This is a genomic window from Fundicoccus sp. Sow4_H7, from assembly GCF_052115865.1.
Lineage (GTDB): Bacteria > Bacillota > Bacilli > Lactobacillales > Aerococcaceae > Fundicoccus_A.
In genome coordinates, this window is sequence record NZ_JBQKME010000001.1 from 309,553 (window position 1) to 324,658 (window position 15,106).

The following is a 15,106-nucleotide window of genomic DNA, read 5'->3' on the forward strand; positions in this document are numbered from 1 at the left end:
AATTATGATTTTACACGGTGGGGATTATTTCCCTGAACAATGGTTACACCAGCCGCAAGTGCTGGACGAAGATTTTGAGTTGTTGAAAGCTGCCAACATCAATACCATTACGGTTGGCATGTTTGCCTGGTCTATTCTCGAGCCGGAGGAGGGGATATTTAATTTTGAATGGCTGGACGAGGTTTTTGACAAAGCCGAAGTTTACGGCATGAAGGTGATTCTTGGGACCCCTTCTGGTGCGCGACCGCATTGGCTCGCCAATAAATATCCCGATGTATTACGGGTGAATGCGCGTAATGAAAAGATGCTATTTGGTGGCCGTCATAACCACTGCTTTACATCGCCGAATTATCGCGAAAAAGTTCGGATTATCAATGAAAAATTGGCAGAGCGCTATGGACAACGCGACAACTTAATCATGTGGCACTTGTCCAATGAATATTCAGGCGACTGCCACTGTGACCTTTGTCAAGCAGCTTTTAGAGATTGGATGAAAGAAAAATACAACAATAGTTTAGAAGCGGTTAACGCTAATTACTGGAATACGTTTTGGAGCCATACATATACGGATTGGGATCAAATTCATTCGCCTTCTCAATTAGGGGAGACTGCGGTCCATGCCTTAAACCTTGACTGGCGTCGTTTTGTTACCGACCAAACCATTGATTTTTATTTGCATGAAAAAGCAGCGGTTCAAAAATATTCGACAAATATCCCAGTGACAACGAATTTTATGGCTGACACTGAAAACTTAATTCCATTCCAAAGTTTAGATTACTCAAAGTTTTCACAAATCGTCGATGTCTTAACCTGGGATTGTTATCCGGCTTGGCATAACGATTGGGAAACCGAAGCCGATCTCGCCATGAAAATTGGCTTTATTAACGATTTGTATCGATCATTGAAGGAAGCGCCGTTTTTAATCATGGAATCCACCCCAAGTTTCGTTAACTGGCATCCGATTAACCGGTCGAAACGTCCGAAAGTGCATGAACTAGCATCCATGCAGTTTTTAGCACATGGTTCCGACAGCGTGATGTACTTCCAAATGCGGTCTTCAAAAGGCTCGTCAGAAAAATTCCATGGCTCTGTTATTAGCCATGTTCCACCAGCCCGCAACCGTGTTTATCAAGAAGTCCAAACGCTCGGGGCACATTTGAATGAGTTGAGCGATTTAACTGGGGCCATGAAACATGCGCAAGTAGGTATTTATTATGATTGGGAAAATGACTGGGTTCTCCAGGACATCCAAGGTTTTTCAAAGTCCGAAATGCACTACCACCGCACCTTGCATGAGCATTACCGCCCGTTTTGGGAAGCAGACATCAATGTTGATATTGTGACCAAAAACAACGACTTTGATCACTACAAATTGTTGATTTTCCCAATGTTGTACATGCATTCGGAGGAATTATTGGCCAAAGTGGAAGCCTTTGTTGCTGGGGGAGGGACCGTCGTTTATACCTACATGTCCGGCATGGCCGATGAAAACGACCTGGTCCACGATGACGGCATGTTGGTTGGCTTGCAGGAATTGCTCGGCATCCGCCTACTGGAAACCGACGTCTACTATCCGTCGCAATCCAATCACTTGGTGACCGACAGCCAAAGTTTCACCGTCCACGACTACGCGACCGTCTTCGAAATCGCCGGTGCCACACCGCTAGCCACCTACGGTGATGATTTTTACCGCAACACCCCATCCCTCACAGTAAATATCACTGCTGATGGCGATGGCCGCGCCTATTTCATTGGGGCTAGAACCGAGCTAGATTTCTTACGTAGTTTCTATGCTGACTTGGTGGATGAATTGGGGATTGGTGGAAATAGTGTTAGCAAGTCATCTGCAGCCGTGTCAGTCCAAACCCGTACCGATGCGGACGGGGCAGAGTATGTGTTTGTCATGAACTTTAGTGATGCAGATCAAGAAGTTAGGTTAGCAGAGAATGTGGTTTATGTAGATGCGTTAACCAAGCAGGAAGTTTCGAACATTGTTGATTTGCCCGCATTTGAAGTGAAGGTTTTAAAAACTGAATCGTAAGTTGTAGAAGGCCTAAGGCGAATTCGCAAAGAATTCGCCTTAGGCCTATTGGTATGGTTGTGAACGGATTTGGAAAGGGATCTGACACGAAACCGCGCCTTTCCCGTCAGTAACTCTATTCTCACAGATTCGCATGACCCAACTGTCTGTTACCCAGCCAATCAGACGAAAGTCTGCCACCAAAGCGTCTAATCCCCGCCCAATCAGACGAAAGTCTGCCACCAAAGCGTCTAATCCCCGCCCAATCAGACGAAAGTCTGCCACCAAAGCGTCTAATCCCCGCCCAATCAGACGAAAGTCCACCACCAAAGCGTCTAATCCCCGTCCAATTAGACGAAAGTCTGCCACCAAAGCGTCTAATCTTCGCCCAATCAGACTCACCCCTAAGCACTTAAATCCTCTGCCTCACCAGGAGATATTTACTAGGGGTGTTTCAAAAAGGTTTGTCTTTCGACTAAAAGCGAGCCGATGGAGACGTTCTTACTCACTTTCCGTTGGTAAGTGAGTTGCTCATACAGGAGATTGATAGCCGTCTGCGAAATTTCCCGAATATCAATCGCAAAACTCGTCAAAATCTGAGATTGATGAGCAGGGGAGACAATGTTGTTGATACTGATCATTTCAAGATCGTCCGGCAATTGAATGTTTGCCTCGTCAAAAATTTCCAAAACACCGATAGCAATCGTATCTGAAGCAACCACTAGTGCTTGAGGCAAAGAAGCGTTTTCGTTCTGCGCCAACATTTTCCTAGCTAACTTCTTTCCATTTTCCACTGAAAATTTTCCGCCTGAAAAAATAAATTTTTCCTGCAATAAATTATAAGACTGTAAATAATTCCGAAAATGAACCTCTCGAATATCACGGGATTCCACATGCGTATCCGGTGAAAAAAATGATCCACCCATAAAGCCAATTTTGCGATAGCCTTTGTCCAAAAATAACCGAACCGCTTTTTTGGTAATAAACTCCAAATCCGGATTAACCGAATCAAATTTATTTTGAAAATGTAGCGACTCAACATACACGCCATAGCTAAAGTTTTTTTCAAGCAATTTCAAATCATAGGTACTAAAGGATCCTACCGCAATAAAAGCTTGGTATGATCCGAGATCCAGCGCACTCAAATTCCCTTTCCGTACGATTTTCAAGCTCAAATTCTTTTTGTTCGCAAAAAAGATAATTTGCTTGTACAACTCCTGGAAATAGTCATCGTGTAGCTCATCCGTATCGGTAATCCAATACAAAAACAAAATATTATCAAAAGCAAAACGAATTTTCTCCATGGGATAGCCCATTTTGACAGCGGTGTCATAAATCGCCATCTTAGTCTCGTTTTTCACCTTCAGAGTCGGATCATTCTTAAACAACCGCGAAATCGTCGCCTGCGAATAGCCCGTTACCCGCGAAACCTCTTTAATCGTAACCATAACTCACCTCATTTTCAGTATACCACAAGTAAATATCACTGCCACAACTGGTTTACTATCAAATTGGTGGAAAATCTCTGCTCTTTGTATGCAAGTTAAGGGTTCTGATGTGAAACAGCTACTTTCTGTCAGCAACCCTTAGAGCCATATGCATAGTCACTAGAACTGTCCATTCACCCCCTGATCAGACGAAACTCCGCTACCAAACCGTCTAATCCCCGCCCAATCAGACGAAATTCGTCCTCCAAACCGTCTAATCCCCGCCCAATCAGACGAAATTCGGCCTCTAAACCGTCTAATCCCCGTCCAATCAGACGAAAGTCGTCCTCCCAACCGTCTAATCCCCGCTCAATCAGACGAAAGTCTGCTTCCCAAGCGTCTATTCCCCCTCTGATTAGACGAAAATCCGCCTTCCAACTGTCAAATCAACCAGCTCACCATCAATTTCATCGAAACACCTCTACTTTTCTCCCGCCTTTCATGAGATAATATAAGCCAAACTGATACAAAAGGAGTGTTTAGATGCAAAAATGGTTAACAGTTCCTATCTACCTCATGATTCTCTTGGCTTTCTTTCCGTTTTCCAACAGTAGTATTTTTGCATTTGCGATGGCGATGCTTCTCTTCACTGTTTTAGTCTGGAACATCGCCCAACAAAATATTCGCTTTCGCCATATCCTGAATCCATATACAGCCCTCATGACCATCCTGCTCGCTTGGTCTCTACTTTCTCTTTTCTGGGTTGTGGATCGCACAAGTTGGGCAATTGCCACTCTAATCATCTTTATCACACTTATATTTGCCTTGGCACTCAGCTACCTCATGTCCAACCAAGATTTTCGGAAAAAGCTCGCGTTTCTAATCATTGCCATCATGGTCATTCACAACCTCGTTGGCTGGTATGACCTCTTTCAATATATGGGGCGCACGCCACTCGATTTACCACAGTTACTCAGCAGCTTCCAACTATCAGGTCGCATGACCTTTTTTGGCAACGTTAATGACTTTGCCTTGCTCAGCCTTTTTGGCCTCATTTTTGTTCTGGCGTGGAAACCCCAAACCCCTCCTAATAAATATCACTGGCTCATGATCTTTAAAATGATATTTATATTATCGAGTGTTCTGATGATCTATTTTGTGCAATCGCGGGGGATTCTTTTTGCGGCTTTTTACGGTATTATTTTTTATTTGATTTTGCAGATTAAGAAAAGCCGCATACGCTGGACTGCTTTTGCGACGATTTTTCTCGCAGCTCTATTGACCATTGTCTTTCTATATTCAGAAATTCTCGATGCCTTGTGGAGCGACGGTTCTTTTGTTATTCGTTTGAATTTAATTAAAAATGGTTGGAACCACCTAAAACTGAGCCGTTTTATGGGGGTCGGTGCCGGCAATACGGAATATTACATGGCACATTATAATTTTCATAATACCGCTGGCTACACGGTGATGCATAATTGGTGGATGGGGATGTTGGTTGAATATGGCCTACCTTTCTTTCTATTATATGGCTTGTATCATGTCAGAGTTTTTCTGAGTGCTTTTTTCTGGAGTTTAAAGTATAAAGGCGCCATCGAAATGTTTGTTGCGACTTGGTTATTAGCTTTTATTGTTGCCGGTTTTATCCCGAATACCTTGTTCAACTTTTTGTGGTTTTGGTTTCTTCACAACTTTGTTTTTGTTTGGTATGAATTTCGAGCAACGGATGAAGCAGAATTGGAATTCGGATTGAAGACAAAATTAGTTCAGCTTGGGGACTGGATGGAAGCCAAACTTTTTAATAAATAACTTTGCTAATACCGCTGATATTTATTTGTATAAATGTTTGCTAATTAAGTTTTTCTTTCATATTTATGCATTTAAAATGTAGTATAATAGACAAGACAACTTTTAAGATGAATTTGAGGGATATTTATGAATTTATATGAAAAAATCGTTAATCGAGAAGAAAAAATATCGCTAATCGGATTAGGCTATGTGGGCATGCCGATTGCGGTCTCTTTTGCGAAACATATCGATGTTTTGGGTTATGACTATAATGAAGAAAAAGTTGCTTTGTATAAACAAGGCATTGACCCAACCCATGAAGTAGGGGATGATGCGATTAAAGCGACAACAGTTGATTTTACATCGGATCCAAGACGTCTACAAGAAGCGAAATTCCATATAGTGGCGGTACCAACACCGATAACAGCAGATAAAGTACCAGATTTAAGACCAGTACGTTCAGCCACAAAAACTTTGGGGCAAAATTTAACTAAAGATTCATATGTTGTGTTCGAATCAACGGTTTATCCTGGAGTGACGGAAGAAATTTGTATTCCGATTTTAGAAGAAGAATCAGGATTGAAAGCGGGTGTGGACTTCAAAGTTGGTTATTCACCTGAGCGAATTAATCCTGGGGATCATGAACATCGTCTAGAAAATATTGTGAAAGTTGTGTCTGGGATGGATGAAGAGTCACTTGACATTATCGCGAAAGTTTATGAAATCGTCGTTGAAGCCGGTGTTCATAAAGCTGAATCGATTAAGGTAGCGGAAGCAGCTAAGGTCATTGAAAATGCTCAACGTGATATCAACATTGCTTTCATGAATGAACTATCCATGATATTTAATAAGATGGATATTGATACCAACGATGTTTTACGTGCGGCAGGAACGAAATGGAACTTCTTGAATTTCACACCTGGTTTAGTCGGTGGGCACTGTATTGGTGTGGATCCTTACTACTTAACGTATAAAGCTGAACAAGAAGGTTATCATTCACAAATTATTTTATCAGGTCGTCGTATTAATGATGATATGGGGAAATATATTGTCGAAAATGTCATTAAAAAATTGATTGATGCAGACCGTCATGTTAAAAATGCGAAAGTTGCGATTATCGGCTTTACCTTTAAAGAAAATACCCCAGATACGCGTAACACACGTGTGATTGATATTGTTCATGAACTGGAAGAGTATGGAATTACACCGGTGATTACAGATTCTGTAGCGGATAAAAATGAAGCGAAGCAAGAGTATGGTTTGGATTTTGTTGACTTTGATACGATTAAAGAGATGGATGCGGTCATTGTAGCGGTTAGCCACAATGAATATAAAAACTTAACCGTTGAAGATTTTGACACATTATATTCAAATGATGGACCTAAAGTGCTAATCGATGTGAAATCTATTTACAATCGCGAAGACTTTGAGAATAGCAATTATATTTATTGGAAGTTATAGGAGGGTTTATGGGGTATCAAGAGGTGGTTTTTCCAGAAGGTAGTCGGTTTTTGGTGACAGGTGGAGCGGGATTTATCGGATCCAACCTGGTCGAAGCCCTATTAAATAAAGGCTATTTTGTCCGAATTTTAGATAATTTATCGAATGGACACATTGGAAATATCGAGCCATATTTTGGCAATGATTTGTGCGAATTTATCGAAGGCGACATTGTTGATTTTGATACGTGTTTGAAAGCAACGGACGGGATTGACTATGTCCTCCACCAAGCAGCGTGGGGGAGTGTACCGCGGTCGATTGAAATGCCGATGTATTATGAACAGGTTAATGTCCAAGGGACGTTAAATATGATGGAAGCTTCTGTTCGAAATGGTGTGAAGAAATTTGTTTATGCTTCAAGTTCATCGGTTTACGGCGATGAACCTAATTTGCCGAAGCAAGAAGGTCGCGAAGGTAATCTCTTGTCACCTTATGCGTTGACTAAAAAATCCAATGAAGAGTATGGGAAATTATACAAAAAGCTTTATAATTTGGATACTTACGGCATGCGCTATTTCAATGTTTTTGGTCGTCGTCAAGATCCAAATGGCGCTTATGCAGCCGTTATACCTAAATTTATTATGCAGTTATTGAATGATGAGGTGCCAGTTATCAATGGTGATGGTAAACAAAGTCGCGATTTCACTTATATCGAGAATGTGATTGAGGCGAATTTGAAAGCCTGTTTAGCTCCGAGCGAAGTAGCAGGACAAGCGTTTAACATTGCTTACGGTGGTCGTGAGTTCTTGATTGATGTGTATCATGCGCTGGCTGAAGCACTGGGCAAAGATGTTGAACCTGTTTTTGGTCCTGATCGTCCAGGTGACATTAAGCATAGTAATGCGGATGTGACGAAAGCGCGGGAGTTGTTGGGATATGATCCTGACTATAGTTTTGAGCGTGGCATTCGCGAGGCGATTGCCTGGTATGTGAAGAATTTGTGATCTTTTAGGATTCTATACCGTTTATATTATAATTCAATTTCTTTAGAACATTTTCTAACAAGTCTGTTTCGTGAAAAACATTTTATTTAAAGATATTAGGCAGTTAGTAACAGTTGACAGTTAAATACTATAAAAACCTCCGGAATCGATGATATAAGAACGATTTCGGAGGTTTTTTATAGCGTATATTTTGCGTACTATAAATTCCTTCTAATCATTTTTCCACTAAAAATTTTATTTTTTCTTTTAAAAATATCAAAAATTTATTCAATTAAATTATTTTTGATAATTAATCGCCATATAGATGATAGTGTTTACACCTCAGATATTTATTTAAATATATTGAGTCATATTACTAACACTTTATAAATGAAATGTAATATAATTTAGTTAATCTTTAAATAGAAAGGATGTTAAAAAGTATGGCAAGAAAATATGTCTATGGAGTTTATTCTAGTGTAAGTGAAACAGAAGAGGCAGTTTCCTATATTTTAAATCAAGGGGTTCCACGTTCAAGTGTATCCGTTGTAGGTAACAATGAGCATGGATATAGTGGAGATGTTGACTTCGTTTCTTATAGAGATTTGTTAGATGAACATGAAGATAACCGCGGTTTCTTTGCACGTTTGTTCGATTGGGATGATGACAACGACCTAAATAATGATTATGCAAATGTAGACTTTACAGAATATAGAGATTCATTAGATCGTGGTGACTTATTAGTATTGGTTGACCGTGACTACGAAGATCGAATTCCGTTATTTGATGCGAACCGTCCTGCAGTTGATGATCGTTTAAATGAAGAATATGTTGATGAAGATGTATATGTTGAGACAGACTATACTTTAAATGATGATTTACATGGACGTACAAACAACTATCACGTTGAAGAAGTTGATGTTGACCGCGATGTAGAAGTAGATACTACTTTAGATCATGGTTTAAATACGGACTTAGATCGTGATTTAGAAGTAGAGACAGACTACAATCGTGATTTAGATGTTGACGTTGACACAGACTTCGACCGTGATTTAGATACTGATACTGACCGCATCCGTCTTCACGAAGAACGCATTCATGCTGACGTTCAACGTAAAGAAGCTGGTGAAGTTCACATTTCAAAAGAAGTTGTTGAAGAAACTGAAACCATTGAAGTTCCAGTTGAACGTGAAGAAATTCATATCCGTCGTACAACTCCAACTGGCAATGCTGATGGCGATGCTTTCGTAGAAGAAGATATCGTGATTCCAGTTTCTGAAGAAGAAGTGGTTGTATCTAAAGATACTGTTGTAACGGATGAGTTTGAAGTTGAAAAAACACATCACACTGATCACGAAACAGTTACTGAAACAACTCGCCGTGAAGAATTAGACATTGATGACGTTGAAGGACACGTAATCGAAGACGACGAACGTTTATAAAATAAATAATTTCAACACCCACCTCCACAATTTTACATTGTGGAGGTTTTTACCGAAGAAGTTTTTTATCCGATGTAAAAATAATTAACAAACATTTTCCTTAAATTATTATGATTATCGATAAAATATTTAAAACATTTTTCCTGCTCATTAGCTAAAATAATGATAACGTTTACGATGGATTATATTGTAATTGGAGGAGGTTTTTGATGGTTGATAGTATGTCGCTGGATCAAATGAAGACATACTGGTGCTAGTGATGGATACGAACGTATTTATTGGATGGATAAACGCGCACCACAAAATATTTTAGATATGAATCCTGATGCGAAAATATTAGCCTTCCTTCCAGAAACGGGACCTTATGGTGATCAAATCAACAAACATTTTATCTGGTAAGTTACTTAGGGGATGATATGTATATATCATCTGAAGTAACGGACAAAGAACTAGCTCGTTATTTACAAATTTATGACTTTATTACTTACGATCCTGAAGGAATTTGGATGACCTATGGTATTGCAGGCGAATATTTTGATTGGCGTGTTGAAGAAGGTAAATCAACTTTAATTGTGTGTCTTGAATATGAATTAGAAGAGGGCGAAATGGTATTTTGGTCCTATAGTCCACGCAGTTATCCAAATGATCGTTACTTATGGTTAACGGAAACGAAAACAATTCAATTGATGGAACATTTCTTTGCAGTGCCTGAGTACGTTGAGAAAATGGGTATCCGTCCTTACCGCCATGACCTCTTTAACGAAACGGACTTTGCGTAATTAACGACACCTTATGATGCGCAATTAACCACCCTTGAATCTGAATTTCGCATGAATGGAATTACAGCTGTTGTCGATGTTGAAGCCGATTGGGATAATTATGTCGAAACATGGATAAACAATGGTGGTCGTGAAATCATGGCTGAATTAGAAAATCCCCTAAAATTGAAGATTTACGTAGTGGGAGTTTGAGTAGTTGCATTTACATTAAATTCGATAGCAATCCATGGATAAAATTGACATGGATTGCTGTTTTTAATTATCTAATAAATCATCGATTACTAATTTTTTTTTCTCCAGTTTTCCCACCTCTCTTATGCTAAAATAGACAATGATAGCAGAAAAAATAAGGAGTTGGAAAATGGGGACAGTAGAAACATTTGATTTTAATTTTCCATTGAAAGCAGTCGATAAAATAATCCATCTCTATTTACCAGAAGGGGTTGGCCCTTTTCCTGTGATGTATATGTACGATGGTCATAATTTATTTTTTGACTCATGGGCAACCTATGGTACTTCTTGGGGACTGAAGGATTTTATGGATCAGCAAGCTCAGCCGATGATCATCGTTGGAATTGAGTGTAGTCATGAAGGCAGTGAACGTCTCTGGGAATATTCACCCTATTATATTGAAAAAGGTCTATACGGATCCGGCCCAATCGATGGTTACGGTAAAGAGTACATGGAATGGCTTGTTAAAGACCTAAAACCATTTATTGATAATAAATATCCCACTTTAAAAGAACGAGAATATACAGCCATTGCCGGTAGTTCAATGGGCGGTTTGATGGCTTTTTACAGTGGCTTAGCCCATAATGATACTTTTTCAAAAATAGTCTGTTTATCTCCAAGCTTGATGTTTACTAGAAATGATTTGGTGAATGAACTGCAAAATGCCAACATTGATACAAACAGTCGCTTCTATTTCAGCTTTGGTGAAAGAGAAGTTTTAAACTATCCGAAATCTTTAAAAGCTGTTGAGTATTTTCAACAAGCATTAGATGAAGTCGGTGCAATCACCACGGTTCATATAGAAGAAGATGGTGAACATAATGAAGCTACATGGGCGGTACAAAACCAACGCTATTTTGATTTTCTTTTCGAGGAGTGAGCAAGTGTTTAAAAAGAGATATTTATTTTTAGGGGTTTTAATGTTTTTGTTAAGGTTTGGACCGCTTGTACAGGCTGAAGAGGATTGGCGGTTGGTCTTGGTCAATGAATGGCATGCGTTAGCGGATGATTTTGAGGTAGAATTAACGGAACTTCGCAATGAATTTTATGTGGATGAACGGATTTATCCAGACTTGCAAGCAATGTTTGATGCAGCGCGTGCCGTTGGTGTGTACCCGTTAACGGTTTCGGCATATCGTAATGAAACTGAGCAGCAATGGATCATCGATAGCCGTGTGAATCATTATATGGCCCAGGGCTATTCTTGGCAAGAAGCGCTTGATGAGACCATGCGGACAGTGGCTGCTCCAAAACACAGTGAGCATGAAACGGGCTTGGCGGTGGATATTAATTCGGAAAATGAAAACGATCAAGCTGTTTATGATTGGTTAGACCAGCATGCCCATGAATTTGGATTTATCGTACGATACCCAGCTGATAAAATTAACGAAACGGGCATTGATTACGAACCTTGGCACCTGCGTTATGTCGGGGTAGAGCACGCTAAGTATATATTCGAAAACAATTTGTCTTTTGAGGCTTATATTGAGTTATTAAAAGAACAAAAAGATATGGCTTCGTAACGGATGAACTCAATATTGAGTTCATTTTTTATAAATAAATAACTAAGGGGAATGAATATAATCATAACTATTACCATGAATCCGTCAATTAATATGTCTTATCCTCTTGAAACGCTACAAATGGATACTGTTAATAGAAGTAAAACCGTGTCATAGACAGCTGGCGGGAAAGGTCTTAATGTGACCCGTGTTCTCCACCAATTTGATATGCCCGTCAAGGCGTCGGGGCTGTTGTGAAACGACATGATAAGATGTATAAAGTATCACTGTCTAAAATTGAAGTAACAGAAATTAAATAGTAATTTTAACATAAAGGTGTATAATAGATTGAATTTATTGTTAGAGAAGAAGGTGTATTATGCGCAGGAAATATCAATTTCCATTAGCTTTTTTATGCTTGCTATTTATTATTGTAGCAGTATTGCTATACTATTTTAATTTAAAACAAGGTTACCATGTCGATGAAATTTATACTTATGGTTTGTCGAATTCATACTATCAGCCTATGCCGTTTGATTTTAATCAATGGTTAGACGGATCTTATTATTTAAATTATTTAAGCCCAACTGCTGAAGTACGTTTTGCTTACGACTCTGTTATCTATAATCAAATACAAGATGTCCATCCGCCTTTGTATTATTTTTTTATCCATACGATTTCATCCTTTTTTCCAGGAGTATTTACAAAATGGATTGGACTAAGCTTTAATGGGTTTGTACATTTATTAATTTTTCTTGTCTTATTGATGCTGTTGAAGCAGCTATCAGATAAGAAATGGGTCGCACTAATTGGAGCATCTTTTTGGGCATTGAGTAAAGGTGCTTTGAGTAGTGCGGTTTTTATCCGAATGTATCATTTGCTGACCTTGTGGGAAGTTATATTATTATACTTATTAGTTTTATATGTGAGCAAATTGTTTAATCAAAAATCGTTACTATTTGGACTAGCACTTATTTGTTATTTTGGAGGGCTGACGCATTACTATTTTTACATTTATGCATTTTTATTAGTAGCGGTTGCTTGTATTTATTTGTTTTTACAAGGGCGATGGAAAGATGGCATTCAAGTTGGACTAGTAGCCTTATTAGGAATAGGATTAGCTTTAGCTAGTTTTCCAACGGTCTTTACACATTTATTTGCTTCAAATCGTGGAGTAGAAGTATTGGAAAATGCCAATCAATTTCAATTAGACCGCAGCAATCCTTTTTTAGTTTTTATAAAACAAGAATTATTGTTAAATATTCGATTGCGATATGTTGTTTTGCTGGGGATTATATTAGCGGTTTTCATGGTGTTTTATTTTTATAAAAGAAGACAATTCAGCCAAATTTCAGGATTTGTTTTAGTGATGCTGCCAACCCTTTTATACATTTTGTTGATTCAGGAACTATCGCACTATCAAACACCACGCTATATTTATTCAGTCTATCCCATGATTATCGTCAGTTTAGTGCTACTTTTGTATTACGGTCTAAAAGGTATTTTTAGTTTAATAAATATCACTTTTATAGCAGAATATTTTGTTAATATAGTGTTAGCTATTGGGATTATATTCAGTTTAACGACAACATTGCCAGAGTATTTATTTTTGTATAAGCCAAGTCTAGTATCCTTGATTGAAAATAGTACAGATCAAACGATTTTTGTCTTAAGTGATCAATACTGGAAGGTTGCACGTGAAGTGGATGATTTGCCGTATTTTTACAAAGTTTATGCTTCTGTTATTACCAACAGTCTCACTAATTTGCCTGAGCAAGTTGAGGAAGATAAGCTTTATGTTCTCATGCAGCCGAATGAAAAAAATGATTATCAAAAGGTAGTGCATTCTATTGCGGCGAAATATCAGATGGAAGTTGTAACTGAAGTATTTGTTGAGCAAGATGAGATTCTCTATCAATTAGTTAGAAAATAATCTTTTACGTAATTATTTGGTAAACTATATATAGAAAATAACTAGGAGGCAGTAGGATGCTTGAAGAATTATTGAAACATTTAAATGCCGGTAAGCCACTGATTAAAGGGAATGAATTTAATGAAATAATGCACGAAGTAAGTATCGACACACAGAAAAAACTTTCACAAATAAATAATACTTACCATACCGAAGCTGAAATGCGTGATGAAGTTGCTTTGATACTTGGGAAGTCAATTCCTGAATCCATTCGTATTCGCCAACCTTTTTATATGGATTTTGGTAAAAATATTGAGTTTGGTGAAAATGTCTTTATTAACTCCAGCGTTCATATGCAAGATCAAGGTGGAATCAAAATTGGCAATAACGCCTTAATTGGTCATCAAGTGGTTTTTGCTACGCTTGACCATGGTTTTAAACCTAGTGAGCGTGGGAACTTAACGCCTGGTCGCATCGTTTTAGAAGATAATGTTTGGATTGGATCGAATGCGACGATTCTAAAAGGTGTTACGATTGGTGAGGGATCCATTGTAGCTGCAGGCAGTGTCGTCACCAAAGATGTTCCTGCCCATACCATAGTAGGTGGAAATCCTGCAAAAGTAATAAAGGAAATATCGGAGTAATATTGAAAAATCAACCCGCCATAAACGTTGACTTAACAGCGTTTATGGCGGTTTTTTTTTACTTATCTACTTGACAGGGGACAGTTCATTCTCTTCCTAACCTATACAAGTCTGCCGTCCATCAAATCCCAACCAACTTTCCAATTAATTCCCATCCACTATCCCTGTTCATCCTATTCTACAGCGATTGTATCGCTTCCTCAATTTCCGTCTCACCTTCAAGAACTTCAAATTCTTTCCCAATCGTATCATTATTTTCCAGCACAGCGATGATTGTACGGGCAACATCTTGGCGGGGGATTTCTTTAATGTCTTGTCCCATACCAACTGTAATTTTGCCACTACCTTCGACATCGGTTAAGATACCTGGATGAATAATCGTCCAATCCAAATTGGTACGGTTTTTTAACCACTCATCGGCATAATTTTTAGCGATTGTATAATAACGTAAATCGTTTTGCTTATCCATTTCTTCACGGCCAGTCCTAAATGTACTCACCATGACAAAGCGTTTAACACCTGCTTTTTCAGTTGCTACCATTGACTTAATTGCACCATCTAAGTCAACCGTGAAAATTTTATCTAAACCTTTTCCGCCAGCACCAGCACTAAAAATAACCGCATCCATACCTTTTGCGACAGCAGCAAGGTCGTCAATACTATTTTTACTCAAATCCAGTAAGACTGTTTCAATATTCCGCTCATCGAAGAAAGCCTGTTGTTCTGGGTTACGAATCATTGCTTTTTCAGTGATGGTAGGATGATTTTGCACTATATCCGCGAAATGTCGCGCAACTTTACCATTTGCACCAATAAATAATATTTTCATTTAGCTCGTCCTCCTATTTATTTTCTTACTTTTAGTCTAACAATCCAGCCAAAACTATTCAAACAATGCGGGTTCAACCTAAATCCTCCCCAAAATAACTATCAATTAC

14 protein-coding genes and 1 pseudogene are annotated in these 15,106 nt (G+C 38.7%); 12 read left to right on the plus strand and 3 right to left on the minus strand.

Going from position 1 to position 15,106, the window contains the following annotated elements:
- Window positions 1-4 precede the first annotated feature (4 nt).
- Window positions 5-2,041 carry a beta-galactosidase gene (locus ACTQ54_RS01230; RefSeq protein WP_441754011.1) on the plus strand — a complete coding sequence of 679 codons (2,037 nt, stop codon included), beginning with the start codon at window positions 5-7 and terminating at the stop codon, window positions 2,039-2,041.
- 45 nt (window positions 2,042-2,086) lie between these two features.
- Here ACTQ54_RS01230 and ACTQ54_RS01235 read toward each other — a convergent pair whose 3' ends face one another.
- Window positions 2,087-2,422, minus strand: coding sequence for a hypothetical protein (locus ACTQ54_RS01235; protein ID WP_441754012.1), 336 nt, complete (start codon window positions 2,420-2,422; stop codon window positions 2,087-2,089).
- 41 nt (window positions 2,423-2,463) lie between these two features.
- Window positions 2,464-3,468, minus strand: coding sequence for a substrate-binding domain-containing protein (locus tag ACTQ54_RS01240; RefSeq protein WP_441754013.1), 1,005 nt, complete (start codon window positions 3,466-3,468; stop codon window positions 2,464-2,466).
- A 522-nt stretch (window positions 3,469-3,990) separates the two neighbouring features.
- Here ACTQ54_RS01240 and ACTQ54_RS01245 point away from each other — a divergent pair.
- The 11 genes and pseudogenes from ACTQ54_RS01245 (at window position 3,991) to ACTQ54_RS01295 (ending at window position 14,168) form a co-directional block, all read left to right on the plus strand.
- On the plus strand, window positions 3,991-5,256 hold the full coding sequence (locus ACTQ54_RS01245; protein ID WP_441754014.1) for an O-antigen ligase family protein: 1,266 nt from the start codon (window positions 3,991-3,993) through the stop codon (window positions 5,254-5,256).
- A gap of 126 nt (window positions 5,257-5,382) precedes the next feature.
- Window positions 5,383-6,696 carry a nucleotide sugar dehydrogenase gene (locus tag ACTQ54_RS01250; protein ID WP_441754015.1) on the plus strand — a complete coding sequence of 438 codons (1,314 nt, stop codon included), beginning with the start codon at window positions 5,383-5,385 and terminating at the stop codon, window positions 6,694-6,696.
- Window positions 6,697-6,704: 8 nt separating this feature from the next.
- Window positions 6,705-7,679: an SDR family oxidoreductase gene (locus tag ACTQ54_RS01255; protein WP_441754016.1), complete on the plus strand. Its 975-nt coding sequence runs from the start codon at window positions 6,705-6,707 to the stop codon at window positions 7,677-7,679.
- A 422-nt stretch (window positions 7,680-8,101) separates the two neighbouring features.
- Entirely contained in the window at window positions 8,102-9,100 is a 999-nt protein-coding gene (locus ACTQ54_RS01260; protein ID WP_441754017.1) for a YsnF/AvaK domain-containing protein, read from the plus strand.
- Between the two features lie 416 nt (window positions 9,101-9,516).
- Window positions 9,517-9,879, plus strand: a complete 363-nt coding sequence (locus ACTQ54_RS01265; RefSeq protein WP_441754018.1) for a hypothetical protein — start codon at window positions 9,517-9,519, stop codon at window positions 9,877-9,879.
- Between the two features lie 51 nt (window positions 9,880-9,930).
- Window positions 9,931-10,071: a hypothetical protein gene (locus tag ACTQ54_RS01270; RefSeq protein WP_441754019.1), complete on the plus strand. Its 141-nt coding sequence runs from the start codon at window positions 9,931-9,933 to the stop codon at window positions 10,069-10,071.
- A 169-nt stretch (window positions 10,072-10,240) separates the two neighbouring features.
- On the plus strand, window positions 10,241-10,990 hold the full coding sequence (locus tag ACTQ54_RS01275; protein ID WP_441754020.1) for an alpha/beta hydrolase: 750 nt from the start codon (window positions 10,241-10,243) through the stop codon (window positions 10,988-10,990).
- 4 nt (window positions 10,991-10,994) lie between these two features.
- Window positions 10,995-11,633, plus strand: a complete 639-nt coding sequence (locus ACTQ54_RS01280) for a M15 family metallopeptidase (protein ID WP_441754021.1) — start codon at window positions 10,995-10,997, stop codon at window positions 11,631-11,633.
- A 57-nt stretch (window positions 11,634-11,690) separates the two neighbouring features.
- A pseudogene (locus ACTQ54_RS01285) lies at window positions 11,691-11,867 on the plus strand (tagatose-6-phosphate kinase); the annotation flags it as partial.
- A 124-nt stretch (window positions 11,868-11,991) separates the two neighbouring features.
- On the plus strand, window positions 11,992-13,545 hold the full coding sequence (locus ACTQ54_RS01290) for a hypothetical protein (protein ID WP_441754022.1): 1,554 nt from the start codon (window positions 11,992-11,994) through the stop codon (window positions 13,543-13,545).
- A 56-nt stretch (window positions 13,546-13,601) separates the two neighbouring features.
- A complete protein-coding gene (locus tag ACTQ54_RS01295) occupies window positions 13,602-14,168 on the plus strand; it encodes an acyltransferase (protein ID WP_441754023.1) in 567 nt (188 codons plus the stop codon).
- A gap of 178 nt (window positions 14,169-14,346) precedes the next feature.
- Here ACTQ54_RS01295 and ACTQ54_RS01300 read toward each other — a convergent pair whose 3' ends face one another.
- Entirely contained in the window at window positions 14,347-14,997 is a 651-nt protein-coding gene (locus ACTQ54_RS01300) for an SDR family oxidoreductase (protein WP_441754024.1), read from the minus strand.
- Between the last annotated feature and the right edge of the window lie 109 nt (window positions 14,998-15,106).

What these genes read in the sequence shown, in the direction of transcription:
- ACTQ54_RS01230 (WP_441754011.1), top strand. Translation starts at nt 5, where the DNA reads ATGATTTTACACGGTGGGGATTATTTCCCTGAACAATGGTTACACCAG.
- ACTQ54_RS01240 (WP_441754013.1), bottom strand. Translation starts at nt 3,468, where the DNA reads ATGGTTACGATTAAAGAGGTTTCGCGGGTAACGGGCTATTCGCAGGCG.
- ACTQ54_RS01245 (WP_441754014.1), top strand. Translation starts at nt 3,991, where the DNA reads ATGCAAAAATGGTTAACAGTTCCTATCTACCTCATGATTCTCTTGGCT.
- ACTQ54_RS01250 (WP_441754015.1), top strand. Translation starts at nt 5,383, where the DNA reads ATGAATTTATATGAAAAAATCGTTAATCGAGAAGAAAAAATATCGCTA.
- ACTQ54_RS01255 (WP_441754016.1), top strand. Translation starts at nt 6,705, where the DNA reads ATGGGGTATCAAGAGGTGGTTTTTCCAGAAGGTAGTCGGTTTTTGGTG.
- ACTQ54_RS01260 (WP_441754017.1), top strand. Translation starts at nt 8,102, where the DNA reads ATGGCAAGAAAATATGTCTATGGAGTTTATTCTAGTGTAAGTGAAACA.
- ACTQ54_RS01265 (WP_441754018.1), top strand. Translation starts at nt 9,517, where the DNA reads ATGTATATATCATCTGAAGTAACGGACAAAGAACTAGCTCGTTATTTA.
- ACTQ54_RS01270 (WP_441754019.1), top strand. Translation starts at nt 9,931, where the DNA reads ATGAATGGAATTACAGCTGTTGTCGATGTTGAAGCCGATTGGGATAAT.
- ACTQ54_RS01275 (WP_441754020.1), top strand. Translation starts at nt 10,241, where the DNA reads ATGGGGACAGTAGAAACATTTGATTTTAATTTTCCATTGAAAGCAGTC.
- ACTQ54_RS01290 (WP_441754022.1), top strand. Translation starts at nt 11,992, where the DNA reads ATGCGCAGGAAATATCAATTTCCATTAGCTTTTTTATGCTTGCTATTT.
- ACTQ54_RS01295 (WP_441754023.1), top strand. Translation starts at nt 13,602, where the DNA reads ATGCTTGAAGAATTATTGAAACATTTAAATGCCGGTAAGCCACTGATT.
- ACTQ54_RS01300 (WP_441754024.1), bottom strand. Translation starts at nt 14,997, where the DNA reads ATGAAAATATTATTTATTGGTGCAAATGGTAAAGTTGCGCGACATTTC.